We start from the raw sequence: 18969 nt of genomic DNA, 5'->3' as shown, positions 1-18969 counted from the left end.
CTGGCCTAGCGACCCATCATCCCGTTGAGGAAGCGCTGCTGGGCCTCGGCGGCCTGCTGGTATCGATCGAGCAGCACCTGGGTGACCTGGGCCTGGGGCCCGGATGGACCAGGGGCACTGCGGTTGAGCAGGGGCAGGGGAATCGGGGGCAAGGGCTGGATCCAGGCCGGCATCACCGCCGGGCGTGAAACCGGGCGAGCAGACGGCTTGGGGGTCTTGGAGGCCGGCAGTGGCCTGGCTGGATTCGCCGCCGCCCTCGGTCGGCTGGCCGGAGCCTTGGGGCGTGGTGTGGCTCCAGCAGCGGCATCGACGGTGCTGGCCACGGACGGGGGAGCCGCAGGCGGAAGTTTCGGCTTGGCCGCCGCAGCGGCGGCTGCCGCCCGGGCGATCTCAACCAAGCGTTCGCGCTCGCGCAACTGGGCCAGTTGCTGGGCGGGTACAACACTGAGCAGATGGCCCGGGGTGGCATCGGCCGGGTAGACCAGGCTCACGGTCACCGGGTTGTTGACCCCGGGGCTGAGGGTGAGCGGCGTCAAGGAGAGGCTTTCGCCGGACTGCATACCCACATGCACCTCCTTGTAACCCTCGCTGGTCTGGATGCCGATCGACCCTCGGAACGACGTGAACTGTTTGCCATAGGCCGTTGGGTGGCTGAGCACCAGCTCATAGGGCCCGTTGCCCTTGAGGTTGAGGGTCACATCGAAGCGCACCCCGTAGGTACCCACGTTGTCCAGGGAGGAATCGAGCATGCGGCTGGCCAGGGCGTTGACCTGCACGTCCCGGGTGCCGAAGGTGGTGCGGGTGGTGCTGGTCAGGGGAACGTGCAGGGAGCCCTGGCTGAGGTCGTGGGTCAGGGTGGCTGCATAGGTATCACCGAGGGCGACGCCTCCCACCCGGGAGAACACGCGGCCACTCTGAATCTCCGGCAGGAGTTTCAGGTAAGTGCGGCCAGGGGCCAGCACCCCCCGATCCAGCACCGCGATCAGGTCGGCGTCGGTTTCTGGGTCTTCGGCGGCGACCACGGCCATCTGGAAGGGCCCGTCACTGCGGCCCCGCAGCAGACCATTGGCAATGCCGCGGGCGGGCAGACGGGTGTGGAACAGAACGGCCCGGCTCCGCGGCGGTATGACGAAGGTGTCCGGCAGCTTCGGGTCCCGCTGGTTGCGGAGCATGATCACAGCGGTGGCGTCCCCCGGCCCGGTGTTCCACGGCCTGGGGCCCAGGGGCTTGACACCCATCAGGTGATTGGCAAGGTAGGGAGCCTCGAAGCTGTTGCGAACCGCCCCGCGATCAATCTGGAGGGTGACCGGGCGCTTGCCTGGGTTGATCACGATCGTGGCGATCGTGAGCTTGCCGCGCACGTAGCGCCCGCCCAGCCGGCTGGCATCCTCCGGGAAATACTTGTGGTGGGCATGCAGGCCGAACTCACCATTGAAGGTGTAGGTGGCGTTCTCCAACTGCTGCCCGGTTTCCTGGGAGAAGGCCGACCCAGGCGCCGTGTTGACCAGGATTCCAGGGCCGAACACTTCCTCCGGCTGGTTGGAGTGGAGCACCGGCACTGTGTTGAACACCCCGTTCAACGGCCGGGCCGACTGACCAGCCATCAGGGCCACATAGGACTGGGCCTTCGCTGGTATGGAGGCGAACAGCACACCCCCACCGACAACAGCAAGGAGGGCCAAGGGCACGGAGAAGCAACTCGGACGAGACGAGCTCGTGCTTTGACTCAAACGAACTGACAAGAGGAAGTCTGCAAACGTCCTTTCGGATCCAACGGGCCGCAACCCTGCTGTTGATGCTGGTCCCAAGACAATTAACAGTAACGCAACTGTTGAGAACACCGATCGCCGCCCGGGGGGTGCGGTCGCTAGAACCGTCACGCTCTGAGACATGGTCCCATGTTCCCCCCCTTTGGATGCTGCCCCGGCGGCAGCAACGATCCGGAAACCAGCCGCCGCTCCTATCAGGAGCGCAAACTGCGCATGCTCACCTTCTGGCGTGATGGCGTTGAGCGGCAGTTGGCGGCCGTATCCGCGGCGATCAGCACCCTGGAGCAACAGATGAACAGGGATGGGGCCTCAACCCCGAACTGACCTGGCGGGCACCGCCATCGAGCTGGCAGCGGAGCTGGCCGAGGGCAAGGCGCAAGCGCCGGTGCACCGTCATCGGACTGACGTTCAAGGCGGTGGCGGCCCTGCGCAGGCTCTGGCCTTCGAGCACCACCTTCCTCACCACCGCCTGATGGAGGGGTTCCAGCCGTTCCAGCACGGCCATCGCCTCCCCGTGCTCGCTGGTCTCCACGGGCGCCTGCTCCGGGGCGGCAATCTCTACGGTGTGGAGATCAAGCGACAACGGTTTTCCCAGGCCCCTCAGCCGCTGGAACCGTTCCCACTGGGCGCTGCCCAGCTCCAGGGCCTCACGAATGTCCAGCTCACTGGGCTCTTCCTGTCCCTGGGCCTGCCGGCTGCGAACCAGCTGGCGCAGCTTCTCTTCGAGTTCCTGCTGACGGCGCGGCACCCGGATCGGCCCGGCCTGATCGCGGAGGTAGTGAAGGATGGCGCCACGGATGTGGTGGCGAGCAAAGGCTGAGAAGGGCGTCCCCAGGCTGGGGATGTAGAGCTCAGCGGCGCGGATCAGGCCGAGCAGCCCCACCTGGATCAGATCCTCCGGGCATTCCGGGCTCAAGCCGCTGTAGTGCAAAGCGATCGGCCTGACCAGTTCGCGGTAGGTGGAGACGCGCTGGTTGCGCTCTTTGATCTTGGTGTCGGCCAAAGCGGAAGGCTTGCTCTGGGCTGGGGCGGAGAGGCTCGGCATCAGTGCGCTGAACGTGGAGGTTGGGATCAAGGCGGTGGTGGGGGCGGCAAGCGCTGCTCCCTTTTCCAGAAAGATCCCGGCTTCGCTGTTGTGGCAACCGTGTGATCACGGAACCTGGTCTGCCACCTCCGCGAGCAGGGCCCAGGGTCCGTGTTGCCTGAACCAGCCCAGGTCGGCTTGGTCGGTCAGCAGGAGGTAGCCAGCAAAGCCCAGGGCGTTGACGCTGAATCCCGCCATCCGCTCAACCCGCCGGCGGATCATCAGGAACCAGTGCTCGCTGAACAGCAGGTTGTAGGGGTACAGGGGGCTGCCTCCAGCCCCAGGATCCCCGATCCCGAGGGCGATCGCCTGGTTGTTGTAATGGTCGGCCAAGGCCGAGTGATCCTCACCCGGCTGCCGTCGGCTGAGCCGATAGCGCCAGGGCCAGGGGGCTGCATCACCCTCCAGCTGGGCTCGGATCGCAGGCTCCAGCGGGCAGGCGGGCTCGGAGTGGTGACGGGGCAGCAGTTGGAGGTGACGATGGGGCTGGCTGGCCCCGGCCTCAGCACAACTGTTGAAGAACCAGAGCCCGGCGGTGTCGGCGGCCACCTCGCTGACCGCCTTCCAGTCGGAGGCCAGCAGCCAACCCGCCTGGGGGGCCCAGTCCTGGGTGATCAGCAGCACGTGGCCGGCCTGCACGGGGTACTTGTTCAGCAGCAACACATGACTGGTCCCCAGCCGTTGCACCTCCAAGGGGCGCTCCCAGGGCAGGAACGGATTCGGCCGGGGGCCTCTCTCCAGCAGGTGCTTCGGGGTGCGGGAGCAAAGCCGGCGCAGCTGAAAGGGTTCCCAGCCCTCCGAAGCAATCAGGTCGGTGACCAGGGGAATCAGGCTGCCGTCCCGGCGGGCCTGGATGCTGCGCTCCAGGGCGGCCCGCCAGAGCCGCTCCTCAGTTCCTGGCACCGATCTGCAGCCGTGCAAGGGAGGCTCCCTGGTAGTAGCGGCCCAGGATCTGGTTGTAACGAAGCCCGCTCAGCGCCAGTTGTTGGGCCCCCTCCTGGCTCATGCTCGCCCCGAGGTGCCCATGGGCTTCGAGGGTGATCTGGCTGTTGGCTGCATAGAGGCTTTCGACGATGCCTCCCTGGTAGCTGAGGATCAGGCCGCTGGTCCGCCTCACCGCCTCGGCGGTGCGGGCGGAAACCGAGGTGAGGCCGCGGTAGGCCTGCCAACGGGTGGTGTCACCCAGGTGGAAGTGGGGGTCAGCCGGTCGGGCGAGGTGGGCCAGGGCATAGGAACGGGCAGCCACCGCCTGGGCCTTGAGGGCTTCGATCGACCAGGAACTGGGCATCTCCGCCCCCACTACCGACACCAGGTAGCGCTCGAGCGGCAGATGGTTCACCGGCGTGATGGCACCACCCTCCCGCAGCAGCCGCAACCGACCCTCATAGGCCTGGCCGTTGACCAGCAGGGCCTCACCGGGGGAGGTTTCGAGCCAGAGACCATTGGCAGGGCCTGGAACGGTACCCAGATCCACGGCCGTGCCCGCCTGACCCCTCAGCAGGAGGTCTCCCGTTCCGTCGCGCAGGGTCCAGGGGCCAGTCGCCGAGAGGCTCGGCTGTCCGGCCTGGCTCAGCAACGCCACGCGGATCTCCAGGGAGACGGGCCGGCCTGCTGCCGGCTCCACCAGGCTTGCCTGCTGCTCCGGCGAGGGGTAGGCCGCAGGTGGTGTCGATTCGGCACGTCGGGCCTGGATCGACTCCAGCCGCCGATCATCGACGGACTGCTCGCCGACGGGATCGGTGACCACGGGAAGCAGAGCGTTGAGAACACGCGCATCCGGTTGCGGCGGTGCGGGGGTGAGGGACTGGGCCATGAATCCCAGCCCAAGGGCGACAACGCTCAGGGGGGCGGTCAACAGCAAGGTGTTCAGCCGCCGTTGAGGCAGTGCCGCCATTCCCCAGGCACGCCAGCGGCGCAGCCAGTCTTCAGGACGCCATCCCAAACCAGTTGCCCCGCTCCCGTCAGCAGGATCATGCCTGAACACTGCGGTTCGCAGACCATGCCACCGCCCTGACTAGAAGCCTGCCACCCCACCACCCGGCTCCGTCCAAGCCATTCGCACCACCACGGCGCCACCAGGGCATGGGCCGAGCCGGTGACGGGATCCTCGGCAATCCCCAGGCCGGGGGCGAAGAACCGCAGTTGGTAGTCGGCCTGGGCTCCCAGAACGGTGGGCCTGGGCACGCCATCCGCGAACGCCTGCATCAGCACCAGCCCTCGGCTGAGCTCCACCCCCAGGGACCGGGCGACCATGGGCCCGTCCAGGGCCGCCAGATCGACGCTCGTGGGAAGCAGCGCGACCCCGTAGCCGAGAGCGGATGTCCAGCTCTTCAGGGGCGAAACACCCAGCCAATGCCCTAGCTCCTGGGGAAGAGGGCAGGGCTGCAGCGGACACGTCGGCATCACCAGATCGGCGGAGTACGGGCTGGTTCCATGCACGGCCACCTCCAGGGGGCCGCTGCGGGTCTGCAGCCGTGTGGGCGAATCCGCCGGCAACACCCCCCAGTGGACCAGCGCCAGGGCGGCCGCCAGGGTGGCGTGGCCACAGAGCGGCACCTCGCAGCTCGGCGTGAACCAGCGCAGGGCCCAGGGGGCCTCGGCCTGACGCTGATCGGGGCAAGGGAGCAGAAACGCCGTTTCCGATTGGTTGAAGCTGGCGGCCACCGCCTGCATCCAGCCAGGATCGGCCTCCTGGTCCAGCAGCACCACGGCTGCCCCGTTCCCCTGCGGGAAGAACTCCGCGAAGGCCTGGATCAGCAGGGCCGGCAGCGCTGAAGTCAAGACATCTCCTGTTTGAGGTCGCGCTCCATCAGGGCGCGCACCACCGCCTTGGCGCTGGAGCGGCCGTGGAGCAGGGCCACCACCTGCTCACAGATCGGCAGGGTCCCGCCCCCCCGACGGGCCAGGGCGAGGGCCGCCTCGGCCGTCACCGGGCCTTCCACAGTGGCCCCAATGCGACCGAGGGCCTCCTGAGAGGACAGCCCCTCCGCCAGCAGCAGGCCGAAGCGATAGTTGCGACTTAGCGGACTGTTGGCCGTGGCCAGGAGATCTCCCAGGCCGGCCAGACCGTAGAGGGTGGCGGGATCGCCGCCCATCGCCGCACTCAGGCGGCCCATTTCGGCCAGCCCCCGGGTGAGCAGGGAAGCCTTGGCGTTGGCGCCCAGGCCCAGCCCGTCGCAGATACCGGCCGCCACCGCCATGACGTTCTTGAGGGCGGCTGCCAACTCGGTCCCGATCGGATCGGCGTTGGTGTACAGCCGAAAGCAGTCGCTGCTCAGGTGGTGCTGCAACCTGCTGGCCAGGGCGCCATGGACCGAGGCCAGCACGCTGGCCGCCGGCAGGCCACGCTCCAGTTCATCCGCCAGATTCGGTCCGCTTAACACCACGCACTGGAGCTCGGGAAGGCACCGTTGCCACAGCTGGGAGGCGGTGCAGAGCTGCTCCAGGTCGATGCCCTTGCTGCCACTCAGCAGGGGAAGCCCTTTGGGCCAGTGCCCTGCCAGCCGCTGGGCCAGCGCTGGCACACCGGCCATGGCCACGGCGGAGAGGATCAGGTCCTGTTCGGCCAGCAGCGCTGCCGGATCGGTCTGTAAACGGCGCGACCAGACCTGAACCCGGTGGCCCTGCCGCTGCAGCAGGCCAGCCAGGGTTCGGCCCCAAGCCCCCTGACCCAGCACACCGATCCGCACCGCCATCTCGCCATCATGCGGCATGCTCCAACGCCTCCTTGCAATGCCGCCGGCAGCTCCCCCATCCTCCGGCAGCAGGGATAACGGGCTGCGCCAGTGGCAGGGACACGCCCTGGTGGTGGGCTGTGGCGGCATCGGCCAGGCCCTGCTGGCCGATCTCGCCTGGCGGGCCCCGGGGTTGACCCTCTGGGCGACCAGCCACAGCGGCTGGCGGCCCGAGCCAGGCGGCCACTTGCCTGCGGAGCGGCTGCTGCCCCTCGACCTGACGGACGACGGCAGCCTGGCCCGCTTCAGCCTGGCCCTGCAGACCCTGGCCCCTTCACTGCGGCTGGTGTTCAACACCGCTGGGCTGTTGCATGGGGACACCCTGCAGCCCGAGAAGCGGCTGCAACAGGTCAACCGCCAGGCCCTGGAAAGGCTGTTCGCCGTCAACGCCTTTGGCCCCCTGCTGCTGGCCCGGGCGGTGGAACCCCTGCTGGACCGAACAGAGCCCGTGCTATTCGCCAGCCTTTCCGCCCGGGTCGGCAGCATCGCTGACAACCAGCTGGGTGGCTGGTATGGCTACCGGGGGGCCAAGGCGGCCCAGAACCAGTTGCTGCGTTGCCTGGCGCTGGAGTGGCGGCGGCGCCGGCCCCTGGCCTGCGTCACCCTCCTGCACCCCGGCACCACCGCCACCCCTCTTTCAGCGCCGTTCCAGGCCTCCGTGGCCCCGGAGCGGCTGTTCAGCCCCGATCGGAGCGCCCGCCAGTTGCTCGATGTGCTGGAGCGCCAGGGGCCGGAGCAAAGCGGCAGCTTCCTGGCCTGGGATGGATCGATGATCCCCTGGTGATGAGCTTTGATCCAACGATCACGCAGGGTGGCCGCATGCCACTCAGGGCTCGAATGCGTTCTGTTGCAACAGGTCGAGGGGGATCAGCGCCAGGGTGGAGTGTTCGGTGGCTTCCAGCCTGACCGGCGGGGCCATTCCGTCCTGATGGGCCTCCAACCAGCGGGAGGCGCAGACGCACCAGTGATCGCCCGGCCTGAGGCCCGGGAAGCCGTAGGCGGGCATGGGCGTGGAGAGATTATTGCCCTGGGAGCGGCTGTAGCGCAGGAAGTTCTCACTGATCACGCAACAGACCGTGTGGCGTCCGAGGTCACTGCCATCGGTGCGACAGGAGCCGTCGCGATACCAGCCCGTGGGCGGATCGCAGCCGCAGATCTCCAGGGGTTCCTCCAGCACATTGCGGGGCTGGTCGGCTCCGGAACTCCGGCCGGGAGGATTCGCTGGGTCGTCCAAGGATGAAGGGGGTCGGGACGCTCAATTGTGCTGGGGCCCCGTCCCACTGTTCTGCCTTAACCCCTCCCGCCTGGCGGTGCCCATGGCTTGCAGCCGGTGTCAACGTTTTTCAACCAACCGGGTGGGCCCTACGATCCGTGCCGTCCGCCCCCTGGGGAATGCGCTTCAGCAGCCTGCTCGCCCGGATCAGCGCGGTGGAAGCGAGCAGCCCCCGCCACCTGGCCGGCGATCCGGAGCTCAGCGGCGCCGAAGCCCTTGATCGCGCCGGGGCCGGGCAGCTCGCCTTCCTCGAAGCCGGCAACGCCCTGGCCGCCGCCCTCTCAGCCAGCGCAGCCGCCGCCCTGCTGCTCCCCCTCGACGACGACCTGCAGCGGCTGGCCACAGACCGGGGGGTGGCCTGGGTGGGGCTGAAGAATCCACGCCTCGGCTTCGCCGAGGCCCTCACCGCCCTGCACCCCCCCAGGCTGCGCCTCCCCGGGATTCACCCCAGCGCCGTGGTGGATCCAGGCGCTGACGTGGCGGCGGAGGTTCATGTGGGGGCCCACGGGGTGATCGGCGCCGGCTGCGTGGTGGCCCGCGGCTGCACCCTCCATCCCGGCGTGGTGCTCTATGAACACGTGCAGCTCGGAGAAGGCTGCGAGATTCACGCCAATGCCGTTCTCCACCCCGGCAGCCGGCTTGGAGTGGGCTGCGTGGTGCAGTCAAACGCGGTGATCGGCGCCGAGGGCTTCGGCTTCGTGCCCACCGCCACAGGCTGGGTGAAGATGCCCCAGACCGGCCGGGTGGTGCTCGAAGACGGTGTGGAGGTGGGCTGCGGCTCCACCATCGATCGTCCCACCGTGGGCGAGACCCGCATCGGCTCCGGCACCAAGATCGACAACCTGGTGCACGTGGGCCATGGCGTGGTCACCGGGAAGGGTTGTGCCCTGGCGGCCCAGGTGGGTATCGCCGGCGGCGCCGTGCTCGGCAATGGCGTGATCCTGGCGGGCCAGGTGGGGGTGGCGAACCGCGCCGTGATCGGCGATCGGGCGATCGCCTCCTCCAAGTCCGGCATCCACGGTGAAATCGCCGCCGGTGAGGTGGTGAGCGGCTACCCGGCGATTCCGAACCGGCTGTGGCTGCGTTGCTCCGCCGTCTTCAACAAGCTGCCGGAGCTCTCCCGCAGTGTTCGCCAGCTCCGGGCCGGCCGGTAGCCTCGCTGCTTGCTTCCGCCCGAACCGGCCTTCATGACCAGCTACCGGATCACCCTCCTGCCCGGTGACGGCATCGGTCCGGAGATCACCGCGGTGGCCAGAGGTCTGCTCGATGCGGTGGCAGGCCGCCACGGCTTCTCGCTGATCTACGACGCGCAGCCGATCGGTGGCGCCGCGATCGACGCCTGCGGGGAGCCCCTTCCGGCCAGCACGCTCGCGGCCTGCCGGCGAAGCGACGCCGTGCTGCTGGCCGCGATCGGCGGCCCCCGCTACGACAACCTGCCCAGGGCGCAGCGTCCCGAAAGCGGGCTGCTCGGCCTGCGCTCCGGCCTGGAGCTGTTCGCCAACCTGCGCCCGGTGAAGATCATTCCCGCCCTGGCTGGTGCCAGCAGCCTCAAGGCCGAAGTGATCGAGGGGGTGGACCTGGTGGTGGTGCGGGAGCTCACCGGCGGCATCTACTTCGGTACCCCCAAGGGCCGGGTGGAGGCCGATGGCCACGTGCGGGCCTTCAACACGATGGCCTACAGCGATTTCGAAATCGACCGGATCGCCCGGGTGGGCTTCCAATTGGCCAGCGAACGCGGCGGGAGCCTGTGCAGCGTCGACAAGGCGAACGTGCTCGATGTCAGCCAGCTCTGGCGCGACCGGGTGGAGGCCATCAGCGCCGATTATCCCTCGGTGGAACTCAGTCACCTCTACGTCGACAACGCAGCGATGCAACTGGTACGGGCCCCGAAGCAGTTCGATGTGCTGCTCACCAGCAACCTGTTCGGCGACATCCTCAGCGACGAGGCCGCCATGCTCACCGGCAGCATCGGCATGCTCCCCTCCGCGTCGCTTGGCTCGAGCGGCCCAGGGCTGTTCGAGCCGGTGCACGGTTCCGCGCCGGACATCGCCGGCACCGACAAGGCCAACCCGTTAGCGATGGTGCTCTCGGCCGCCATGCTGCTGCGGGTGGGCCTGAAACAGCCGGCCGCCGCCACCGATTTGGAGGCAGCCGTCGACCGGGTGCTGACGGCCGGCCATCGCACCGCCGATCTGGCCGGCCCCGGCGACACCCCGGTGGGCTGCAAGCGGATGGGGGAGCTGGTGCTGGCGGCCCTCTGACCGGCGACCTGCGAAACTCGGTTTCCCTTCCCTCCCTGTCGCCGATGTCCAAGCGTCACCCGATTGTGGCTGTCACCGGTTCCTCCGGCGCCGGGACAAGCACCGTCAAACGCGCCTTTGAGCACATCTTCGAGCGGGAAGGCATCGCTCCGGTAGTGGTGGAAGGGGACAGCTACCACCGCTTTGAGCGGGGGCCGATGAAACAGGAGATGGCCAAGGCCCAGGCGGCGGGCGCCAACTTCTCGCACTTCGGTCCGGAGGCCAACGTCTTCGACAAACTGGAGGAACTGTTCCGCTCCTATGGCGAAACCGGCACCGGTGACAAGCGTTACTACCTGCACAGCCTGGAGGAGGCCGCCCAGCACAACGGCCGGCTCGGCACCGCTCTGGAACCGGGTCAGTTCACCCCCTGGGAACCGATCGCGGCCAACACCGATCTCCTCTTCTACGAAGGCCTCCACGGCGGCGTGGTGGGCGAGGGCTATGACGTGGCCTCTCTGGTGGACCTGCTGATCGGCGTGGTGCCGATCGCCAACCTGGAGTGGATCCAGAAGATCTCCCGTGACAATGCCGAGCGGGGTTACTCGGCCGAGGCGATCGTGGACACGATCCTGCGCCGCATGCCGGATTACATCAATCACATCTGTCCCCAGTTCAGCCGCACGGACATCAACTTTCAGCGGGTGCCCACGGTGGACACCTCCAACCCATTCATCTGCCGGAACATCCCCAGCCCCGACGAAAGCTTCGTGATCATTCACTTCCGCAAGGGAGCCCGGGAGAAGTGGGGGATCGACTTCTCCTACCTGCTGCGCATGATCCAAGACTCCTTCATGTCGAGCCCCACCAGCATCGTGGTCAATGGAGGCAAGATGGGATTCGCCATGGAGATCATCCTCACCCCAATCATCCATCGCATGATCGAGGAGAAAGAAAAGTCGCTCTGACCGATTAGGCTTTCGCCACCGATTTCCCTTTGGTGAGGCCGATCTCCTTCACCACACCCCCCACCCCACCACCCTCCACACCACCGGATTCGACCCCCTCCAGCTCCGCGCCCTCCTTTGTGATCCGCGGAGCGGCCGGCCAGGGTGTCAGCCCACTGCGGTGGGATCAGATCAACAGTGGGGATGTGCTAAGCCGCGCCCGCCAGATCTATTTCCACTACTTCGAACAATGTCCGGGCGGTGGGGTGCCGATCGGAATCGTGCTGCAGGGCCGCACAGCCCAGGGCACGATCCAGGGCCGGGTGGTCTTTGAAGCGCCGGTGCTGCTGCCGGATGAGCAGTACGTGCCCCTGGAGCTGATCCGCAGCCGCCATGGCCGCCCCCGCAGCTCCCGCGGACCATGATCGATCCAGCGCTGGCCCTGCTGGCCGCCGTTCTGGGCGCCTGCGTCGGCAGCTTCCTCAATGTGGTGGCCTGGCGGCTGCCCCGCAGGGAATCCCTGCTGGCTCCCCCCAGCCGCTGCCCCCACTGCGGGATCAGCCTCGCCTGGCACGACAACCTGCCGCTGTTGGGCTGGCTGCTGCGCCGCGGCCGGTGTGGCCATTGCCAGGGGTCAATCGGCCGGCGCTATCCCCTGGTGGAACTGCTCACCGCCGTCCTCTGGGTGGCGGTGCTGCTGGCAAGGCCGGGGGGGATGGGCTCACCGCCGGCCTGGTTGCTGCTGCTGGCCGGCTGGCTGCTGGTGAGCTGGCTGGTTCCCCTGGTGCTGATCGACTGCGACCACCTCTGGCTGCCGGAATCCCTCTGCCGCTGGGGCCTGCTGCTCGGTCTAGCCGTCACCACCGTCCTTGGACTGAGTCAGTCTCCCATCCTCGCCCGCGCCCTGCTGCTCAACCATCTGCTGGCCGCGGCGATCGGCCTGCTCGCCTTCGAGGCCCTGAGCGCCCTGGTGGAGCGGCTGATCGGCAGACCCGCCCTTGGCCTCGGCGACGCCAAGCTCACCGCCCTGCTGGGGGCCTGGCTTGGGATTGTGGGGCTGGGGGTGGCGGTGACGCTGGCGGTGTTCTCTGGCGCCTTGGTGGGCGTAGCGGCCCGGCTGAGCGGACGGCTCGGGCCCCAGGAACCCTTTCCCTTCGGCCCGTTCCTGGCCTTCGGGGGCCTTGCCGTATGGCTGGCGGGGGAGGCCTGGTGGTTGCGGCAGCACGCGGCCTGGATCAGAGGCGTCGGCGTTTAGGCAGCGCCCTTTAATGGAGGGATCGCCTTGATCCTGCTGATCATCCATGTCGCTGTTCGACTGGTTCGCCGATCGCCGCAAGGCCACCCCAGTGGTGCGGGCCACCCAGGATGTTGAAGACGGGGACGGCCTCTGGAGCAAATGCCCCGAATGCTCTCTGGTGGTCTACCGCAAGGATCTGATCGCCAATGCCAGCGTCTGCAGCGGCTGCGGCCACCACCACCGCCTCGACAGCAGCGCACGGCTGCTCCTGATGGCCGACGAGGGTAGCTTTGAGCCGATCGATCGCGACCTGGCCCCCACCGATCCCCTCGCCTTCAAGGACCGACGCAGCTACGCCGATCGCATCCTTGACAGTCAGAGCAGCACCGGCCTCCGAGATGCCGTCGTGACCGGCTTCGGCCGGCTGGATGGCATGCCCCTGGCCCTGGGGGTGATGGATTTTCGCTTCATGGGCGGTTCGATGGGATCGGTGGTGGGCGAGAAGCTCACGCGCCTGATCGAGGCCGCCACGGAGCGGCGCGTCCCCGTGGTGATCGTCTGCGCTTCCGGCGGCGCCCGCATGCAGGAGGGGATGCTCAGCCTGATGCAGATGGCCAAGGTGTCCGGGGCGCTGCAGCGGCACCGCCAGGCCGAACTTCTCTACATCCCCCTGCTCACCCACCCGACCACCGGCGGGGTCACAGCCAGCTTCGCCATGCTCGGCGACCTGATCCTGGCCGAACCCAAGGCCCTGATCGGCTTCGCCGGCCGCCGGGTGATCGAGCAGACCCTGCGGGAGAAACTGCCCGACGGCTTCCAGACAGCGGAGTACCTCCAGGACCACGGCTTCATCGACCACATCGTGCCCCGCACCCGCCTCAAGGCCACCCTCTCCAGCCTGCTGCGGCTGCACGGCTGCGGCCTGGCCGTGGCGGCCTGACCATGGGAAACATCACGACACGGATCGGCAGGGTGACGGCCTCACTGGTGATGGCACTCCTGGTGGCGCTCAGCCTGGCCTTACCCTTGCCGGCCCTGGCCGGTCCGGTCAGCTGGAAGGAAGTCCCGGCCAGTTCCGAAGGGCAGCAATGGTGGGATGAGGGCAGCCTGCGGCGCAGCCCGGATGGGTTCCTCTCTGTGCTGAGCCGCTTCAAGCCTGAAGACACCAGCCGAGCCGGGGGTCTGTATGTCATGGAGATCGACTGTGCCCAGCAACGGTTCCGCGACACCTCCGTCAATGGCCTGCCCCGCTTCAGGGCCAGCTGGCAACCCGCTGCGGGCGATGCCCTGATTAGCGCGGTTCTGGAGGAAGCCTGCGTGGCCGGCGAACCTCTGCTGGCCAGAGGATGAACACCCGTTCCCCAGCCTCGTCCCTCCGAGTCGCCGTGGCCGGACTGGGCTTTGGGGAGAAGGTTCACCTGCCAGCCCTGCGGGCCTGCCCGGACACCGAACCGGTGGCGCTCTGGCACCCCCGTCCGGCCCGCCTCGAAGTCGCCTGCCGATCAGCCGAATTGCCCGGGTTCTCCGATTTCGATGCCCTGCTCGCCCACCCGGCCGTCGATGCGGTGGTGATCGCGACCCCACCGGCCCTGCGCCATGCCCTGGCCCGCGCCGCCCTCCAGGCGGGCAAGCACCTCCTGCTCGAAAAACCGGTCTGCCTGGCGGCCGAGCAGGTCCTGGAGCTGCAACGACTGGCCATGGCCGCCGGCCTGAGTGTGGCGGTCGATTTCGAATACCGGGCCGTGCCGATGTTTCGCCAACTCGAAACCCTGCTGGCTGAGGGGTCCATCGGCGAGCCTTGGCTGGTGAAGCTGGATTGGCTGATGGGCAGCCGCGCCGATGCCCAAAGACCCTGGAGCTGGTATTCCCAGCGCAGCGAAGGCGGTGGTGTGCTCGGCGCCCTGGGCAGCCATGCCTTCGACATGCTGCATTGGCTGATCGGCCCATCCACCTCCCTGGCGGCCTCCCTCTCCACCGCCATCCCATCCAGGCCCCTGGCCGATGGCAGTGGAGGGGTGGGGCCAGTGGATGCCGACGACATCGCTCTGGTCTCCATCGACCTGGAGCATGGGGGGTCGGATCGGGTCCCCGCCCAGCTCAGCCTGTCCTCTGTCACCCGAGCTGGGCGGGGCTGCTGGCTGGAGCTGCATGGGAGCGAAGGCGCCCTGGTGCTCGGCAGCGACAATCAAGCCGACTACGTGCACGGCTTCCAGCTCTGGCGCGCCAGCGGCACGGCCCCCCTCCAGCCGGTCCCGATCGATCCCCGTTTCGCTTTCCCCCGCACCTGGGCCGATGGCCGCATCGCGCCAGTGCTGGCCATCCATTCGGCCTGGAGTGCCAGTGTGCGCGAGGGCAGACCGATGGTGCCCGGCCTCCATGAGGGCTATCGCAGCCAGCGTTGCTGTGATCTGGCCCTGGCGTCAGCTGAAACAGGCCAACGCCTGAGCATCACCTAGACTCCCCCCAACCCCGTTGGGTCCCTGATCGTCGTACGTCCGTTCACGGGCGCCATCGACGCTCCATTCACCACTTCCACCAGAGGTTTTCACCATGGCCCTCGTTCCGCTTCGGCTGCTCCTCGACCACGCCGCTGAGAACGGCTATGGCATCCCCGCCTTCAACGTCAACAACCTTGAGCAGGTGCAGTCGATCATGGAGGCTGCCTACGAAACCGACAGCCCCGTCATCCTGCAGGCCTCCCGCGGTGCCCGCCAGTACGCCGGTGAGAACTTTCTGCGCCACCTGATCCTTGCGGCCGTGGAAACCTATCCCGGCATCCCGGTGGTGATGCACCAGGACCATGGCAACAGCCCCGCCACCTGCTTCGGTGCTGCCGCCAACGGCTTCACCTCGGTGATGATGGATGGCTCGCTGGAGGCTGACGCCAAGACTCCGGCCAGCTACGAGTACAACGTGGCCGTCACCAAGGAAGTGGTGGACGTGGCCCATGCCATCGGCGTGAGTGTGGAAGGCGAACTCGGTTGCCTGGGTTCCCTCGAAACCGGCAAGGGTGAAGCGGAGGACGGCCATGGTTTCGATGGCGCCCTCTCCCGCGACCAGCTGCTCACCGACCCCGCCGAAGCGGCCGACTTCGTGGCGAAAACCAGGGTGGACGCCCTGGCGATCGCGATCGGCACCAGCCACGGCGCCTACAAGTTCACCCGCAAACCCACCGGAGAGGTGCTGGCCATCTCCCGGATCGCCGAGATCCACAAGGCCATCCCCAACACTCACCTGGTGATGCATGGTTCCAGCTCCGTTCCCCAGGAATGGCTCGACATGATCAACCAATACGGTGGCGCCATCCCCGAAACCTACGGGGTGCCTGTGGAGGAAATCCAGAACGGCATCCGCAACGGTGTGCGGAAGATCAACATCGACACCGACAACCGCCTGGCCTTCACCGCCGCCGTCCGTGAGGCGGCCGCCAAGGATCCCGCCAACTTTGATCCCCGTCACTTCAACAAGCCTGCCCGGGCCTACATGAAGAAGGTGTGCCTCGATCGTTATCAGCAGTTCTGGTGCGCCGGCCAGGCCAGCAAGATCAAGCAGCAGAACATCAACTACTACGCCGAGCTCTACGCCAAGGGCAGCTTGGATCCCAAGACGGCCGTCGCGGTCTGAGCAGGTCCGTTCAGGCCCGATGGGCTGAGGATGGGGCGGCGCAAGCTACCCCCATTTTTTTGGCCGCCTCACGGCAGAGGTTTGGCAGCTGGGGGCGCAACGGTGGCGATCGGCGGTGGCGAGCCCAGCTCCGTCGCCGACACCAGCTTCTCCAGGGCGGTGGCCAGGTCCCGCTCCATCACGAATCGCCTGCCATCAGTCACCACCACCCGCACCAGGGTGGGCAGGTTGGTGTCCTTGGAGCGCAGGTAGATCGGCTCGACATAGAGCAAACCTTCGCCCACCGGCAGCACTAGCAGGTTGCCGCGGACCAGCTGGGAGCCGCCGGCCCTGCCCCAGAGGCCGAACTGAAGGCTGATCTGCGGGTCCTGGGCGATCAGGGAGCTGATCTGCTCCGGGCCCAGCAGGAGGCGTTGCTGCGGGAACCGCACCAGCAGCAGCTCGCCATAGTTCGGAGGATCGTTGCGGGCGGCCAGCCAGCCCACCAGGTTCGATCGCCTCACCGGTGAGAAGGGAAGCAGCAACACGAATTCCGGTGAGTTTTCCCCTGGAAGTTGCAAGGTGGCGTGATACGGCTGTACCGGCACGGTTTTGGAGTCATAGATCTCCGATGGCACCGCCCATTTATCCTCGCCGTTGTAGAAGGTTCGCACATCGGTGACGTGATAGCGGAGCAACCGCTCCGATTGAATCGCAAACTGGCTGATCGGCACCCGGATGTGCTTGAGCAATGGCTTGGGCATCGCCGCCAGCGGCTGGAACAGCTCGGGGAAGGCCCTCTGCCAGGTGCGAAGAATCGGATCGGACGGATCACTGACATACAGCCAGAGCCGACCATCGTGGGCATCCACCACGACCTTGACGGGATTGCGGAAATAGCGGATTCCGCCGGGGTTGGCTTCGCTGTAGGGGTAGCTGCGGCTGGTGGTGAAGCCATCGAGCATCCAGTACTGGTGCTGCCCGGGGCGATGGCCCGGTCTGTCCCTCAGCTCGACGGTGACCAGATAGGGCTCGCTTTCGAAGGACAGGAAGGGGGCCAGGGCCCGGAGCCGCTCTTTCACCTGCCGCCTCAGCAACAGAAGCGATCGGGGGGTGAAGGATCCGCTGAACAACACCCGGGGCTCTCCCAGGTAAGCGGCTGCCTTGAAGCGTTGCCAGGCATTGCCAAGACCGATCCCCAGCTCCCCTTCGAAGTGGTTCCAGAAGTTCACTTCCCCGTCGGGATAGTCGAACTCCTCCACCTTGGTGGGGGCAATCGCATAGGGAGCAGGAGCCGATCCGTAATAGAGGCGCGGGCGGCCCACCGGGAAGGCCTGTCGGGCACTGGCGTCGCTGATGCCAAGCTCGGCGTTTCCTTGCACCCGGAGGTTCCGGCCCAGATCCTTCACGAAGAAGGAGGGCAGGCCATCGGAGCCGAAGGTGTTCACGGGTGTCACCGTGAAGCCATAGCCGTGGGTGAAGATCAGATGCCGGTTCAACCAGGTGCGAGACCCCGTTGGCAGGGCGCTGGGGTCGATCTCCCGGGCGGCGATCAGCACCTGCTGGGACGCCGTGATCCGGGCTGGATCGCCCAGCACGTAGCGATCCACCGCCGCAGAGGGGAAGCTGTAGTAGAGCCGCAGTTGCTGGAGCTGCCGGTTGGCGGCCAGCAGGGGCCTGCTGTCCCAAAGACGAATGTTGGCCAGGGTGCCAGGGGCGGCCCTCAGATCGGCGGGCGTCAGCACCTGGCGGGGCTTCAAGGTGCGCTCCATAACGTGCTTGAGGCCAAAGGCGCTGCGGGTGGCGCGAATGCTGCGGGCCAGATAGGGCGACTCCACCAGCAACTCGCGGGGTTCCACCCAGAGGCGCTGCACAAGGGGTGCCACCAGAAATTCGGCGATCGGCAGCAGCAGGGCCGTCCCCACCAGGGGCACCAGGATGAGCCGCCGCAGCCAGTGCCGGCGCATCGGCACCACCAGCCCGAGCGCCGTGAGCAGCAGCAACAGGGAAAGCAGCAACCGCAGGGGCAGGCGAACATGCAGGTCGACGAAGCCGGCACCGGCGGCCACCCCACTGCCTTGCACCATCAGATCGAAGGGGCTGAGCGCCGCGCTCAACGCCGCCACGATCGCCAGCACGGCGATCTGGGGCTTGAGCACCGCCTTCTGCTCCAGGCTCAGCCCAACAAAGCGCAGATCACTCAAGGTGTTGCCCTCGGTGAAGGTGAGCCAGAGGCAGCCCGCCAGGCCCACGGTCGCCTGGGCGAACAGAACGCTGAGCAAGAGCCTCACAGCTGGCAGCTGCAGCACCGTGAAGCTGAGATCGAAGCCCGTGAGCGGATCCCCTTCACCAAAGGGCACCGCCAGCAGGGCTGGAACCCAGAGGCTCCAGCCCCGGGCCAGGGCCGTGGCCGACCCCAGCAGGGCCGCGCCCATCAGCAGCCGCAGGGTGGTGTGGGGCCAGACGAGCAGTGGGAACAGCAGAACGGCCCCAAGGCCAACCAGCAGCCACGGGGAAAGGTCGGCCAAAACAGGAAATCCGCTGATCACATCCCCGCTGAACGGGGCCGCGATCAACCCCCTGGCCTGGACCTCCAGGTAGGCCAGGCCCCCGACCAGCAGGATCAGCAGCACGGCCAGAAAGCCCACAAGGGAGCCTGGATCGAGTCGGAACAGGGGCTGGGGCGGCAGGACTTTCGACCCCGCCCGCTGGCGAAGATTCCAACAGCGCTGCAGCTGCTGGAGTTGGAGCGGGATCCCCAGCCCCATCACCAGCAGAAAGGTGATCAGCTGTAGCAGCCAACGGCGCAGCACCACCGACTCGAAACCGAACTGGGCGAACCACTCCCACTCGACCCCCAGACGTGGAACAACCACCCCCAGCAGGATGGCCGCAAGGGAGAGGAGAGCCGCGGCCTTGACCAACAGCGGCGGAGGCGGAGAACGCAATGCCACGGGCTGAGGCTAGAGAGTGGACTGTCGATTGAGCCATGAAATCAGCCGCAACCAAGGCTTGGCCTTTATTCCGACTTGCCAGGTCGGGTTTCAACAGAGCTACCAGGCAGCACTGCTAGCTTTCTGTT

Annotated in this window: 19 protein-coding genes; 11 read left to right on the top strand and 8 right to left on the bottom strand. The window is 67.3% G+C overall.

Features of this window, described 5'->3' with window-relative positions:
- Positions 1 to 5: 5 nt before the first annotated feature.
- Positions 6 to 1688 (bottom strand): DUF3370 family protein, encoded by a 1683-nt coding sequence (locus tag KBY66_RS09320; protein ID WP_255089027.1) that lies wholly within the window; start codon positions 1686 to 1688, stop codon positions 6 to 8.
- Between the two features lie 210 nt (positions 1689 to 1898).
- Here KBY66_RS09320 and KBY66_RS09315 point away from each other — a divergent pair, with 210 nt between their 5' ends.
- Positions 1899 to 2093 (top strand): sigma factor SigF, encoded by a 195-nt coding sequence (locus tag KBY66_RS09315; protein WP_255089026.1) that lies wholly within the window; start codon positions 1899 to 1901, stop codon positions 2091 to 2093.
- Here KBY66_RS09315 and KBY66_RS09310 read toward each other — a convergent pair.
- From KBY66_RS09310 to KBY66_RS09290, 5 genes are all read right to left on the bottom strand, one after another.
- The gene (locus tag KBY66_RS09310; protein ID WP_255089025.1) at positions 2041 to 2814 is read right to left on the bottom strand and encodes a sigma-70 family RNA polymerase sigma factor; all 774 of its coding nucleotides are present in this window, start codon (positions 2812 to 2814) and stop codon (positions 2041 to 2043) included. The genes KBY66_RS09315 and KBY66_RS09310 overlap by 53 nt on opposite strands.
- 105 nt (positions 2815 to 2919) lie before the next feature.
- Positions 2920 to 3756, bottom strand: a complete 837-nt coding sequence (locus KBY66_RS09305) for an ATP adenylyltransferase (protein ID WP_255089024.1) — start codon at positions 3754 to 3756, stop codon at positions 2920 to 2922.
- Positions 3743 to 4747 (bottom strand): SpoIID/LytB domain-containing protein, encoded by a 1005-nt coding sequence (locus KBY66_RS09300; RefSeq protein WP_255089023.1) that lies wholly within the window; start codon positions 4745 to 4747, stop codon positions 3743 to 3745. Before KBY66_RS09300 ends, KBY66_RS09305 begins: the two co-directional genes overlap by 14 nt.
- Entirely contained in the window at positions 4720 to 5634 is a 915-nt protein-coding gene (locus tag KBY66_RS09295) for a PhzF family phenazine biosynthesis protein (protein ID WP_255089022.1), read from the bottom strand. Before KBY66_RS09295 ends, KBY66_RS09300 begins: the two co-directional genes overlap by 28 nt.
- On the bottom strand, positions 5631 to 6566 hold the full coding sequence (locus tag KBY66_RS09290; protein WP_255089021.1) for an NAD(P)H-dependent glycerol-3-phosphate dehydrogenase: 936 nt from the start codon (positions 6564 to 6566) through the stop codon (positions 5631 to 5633). Before KBY66_RS09290 ends, KBY66_RS09295 begins: the two co-directional genes overlap by 4 nt.
- A gap of 19 nt (positions 6567 to 6585) precedes the next feature.
- Here KBY66_RS09290 and KBY66_RS09285 point away from each other — a divergent pair, with 19 nt between their 5' ends.
- Positions 6586 to 7371, top strand: coding sequence for an SDR family NAD(P)-dependent oxidoreductase (locus KBY66_RS09285; RefSeq protein ID WP_255089045.1), 786 nt, complete (start codon positions 6586 to 6588; stop codon positions 7369 to 7371).
- A gap of 42 nt (positions 7372 to 7413) precedes the next feature.
- On the opposite strand, the gene KBY66_RS09280 is transcribed toward KBY66_RS09285, so the two are convergent.
- Entirely contained in the window at positions 7414 to 7821 is a 408-nt protein-coding gene (locus tag KBY66_RS09280; protein WP_255089020.1) for a DUF2237 family protein, read from the bottom strand.
- Positions 7822 to 7979: 158 nt separating this feature from the next.
- Here KBY66_RS09280 and lpxD point away from each other — a divergent pair, with 158 nt between their 5' ends.
- The 9 genes from lpxD (at position 7980) to fba (ending at position 15908) form a co-directional block, all read left to right on the top strand.
- Positions 7980 to 9014 carry a UDP-3-O-(3-hydroxymyristoyl)glucosamine N-acyltransferase gene (gene lpxD / locus KBY66_RS09275; RefSeq protein ID WP_255089044.1) on the top strand — a complete coding sequence of 345 codons (1035 nt, stop codon included), beginning with the start codon at positions 7980 to 7982 and terminating at the stop codon, positions 9012 to 9014.
- A gap of 33 nt (positions 9015 to 9047) precedes the next feature.
- Complete coding sequence (gene leuB, locus KBY66_RS09270; protein WP_255089019.1) at positions 9048 to 10121, top strand: 3-isopropylmalate dehydrogenase; 1074 nt, start codon at positions 9048 to 9050, stop codon at positions 10119 to 10121.
- Between the two features lie 44 nt (positions 10122 to 10165).
- Positions 10166 to 11068 (top strand): phosphoribulokinase, encoded by a 903-nt coding sequence (locus tag KBY66_RS09265; RefSeq protein WP_255089018.1) that lies wholly within the window; start codon positions 10166 to 10168, stop codon positions 11066 to 11068.
- Positions 11069 to 11100: 32 nt separating this feature from the next.
- Positions 11101 to 11472: a hypothetical protein gene (locus KBY66_RS09260; RefSeq protein WP_255089017.1), complete on the top strand. Its 372-nt coding sequence runs from the start codon at positions 11101 to 11103 to the stop codon at positions 11470 to 11472.
- Positions 11469 to 12302 carry a prepilin peptidase gene (locus tag KBY66_RS09255; protein ID WP_255089016.1) on the top strand — a complete coding sequence of 278 codons (834 nt, stop codon included), beginning with the start codon at positions 11469 to 11471 and terminating at the stop codon, positions 12300 to 12302. Before KBY66_RS09260 ends, KBY66_RS09255 begins: the two co-directional genes overlap by 4 nt.
- Positions 12303 to 12348: 46 nt before the next feature.
- Entirely contained in the window at positions 12349 to 13224 is an 876-nt protein-coding gene (gene accD, locus KBY66_RS09250; RefSeq protein ID WP_255089015.1) for an acetyl-CoA carboxylase, carboxyltransferase subunit beta, read from the top strand.
- A gap of 32 nt (positions 13225 to 13256) precedes the next feature.
- Positions 13257 to 13634, top strand: a complete 378-nt coding sequence (locus KBY66_RS09245) for a hypothetical protein (protein ID WP_315855498.1) — start codon at positions 13257 to 13259, stop codon at positions 13632 to 13634.
- Positions 13631 to 14740: a Gfo/Idh/MocA family protein gene (locus tag KBY66_RS09240; RefSeq protein WP_255089014.1), complete on the top strand. Its 1110-nt coding sequence runs from the start codon at positions 13631 to 13633 to the stop codon at positions 14738 to 14740. Before KBY66_RS09245 ends, KBY66_RS09240 begins: the two co-directional genes overlap by 4 nt.
- A 94-nt stretch (positions 14741 to 14834) precedes the next feature.
- Entirely contained in the window at positions 14835 to 15908 is a 1074-nt protein-coding gene (gene fba, locus KBY66_RS09235) for a class II fructose-bisphosphate aldolase (RefSeq protein ID WP_255089013.1), read from the top strand.
- 68 nt (positions 15909 to 15976) lie between these two features.
- On the opposite strand, the gene KBY66_RS09230 is transcribed toward fba, so the two are convergent.
- Complete coding sequence (locus KBY66_RS09230; RefSeq protein WP_255089012.1) at positions 15977 to 18841, bottom strand: UPF0182 family protein; 2865 nt, start codon at positions 18839 to 18841, stop codon at positions 15977 to 15979.
- Between the last annotated feature and the right edge of the window lie 128 nt (positions 18842 to 18969).

The organism is Synechococcus sp. Tobar12-5m-g (genome assembly GCF_024345415.1).
In the GTDB taxonomy this organism is placed as follows: domain Bacteria; phylum Cyanobacteriota; class Cyanobacteriia; order PCC-6307; family Cyanobiaceae; genus Regnicoccus.
Note: the sequence above shows the minus strand (reverse complement) of the source record. Positions and strands in the feature narration are given on the sequence as shown.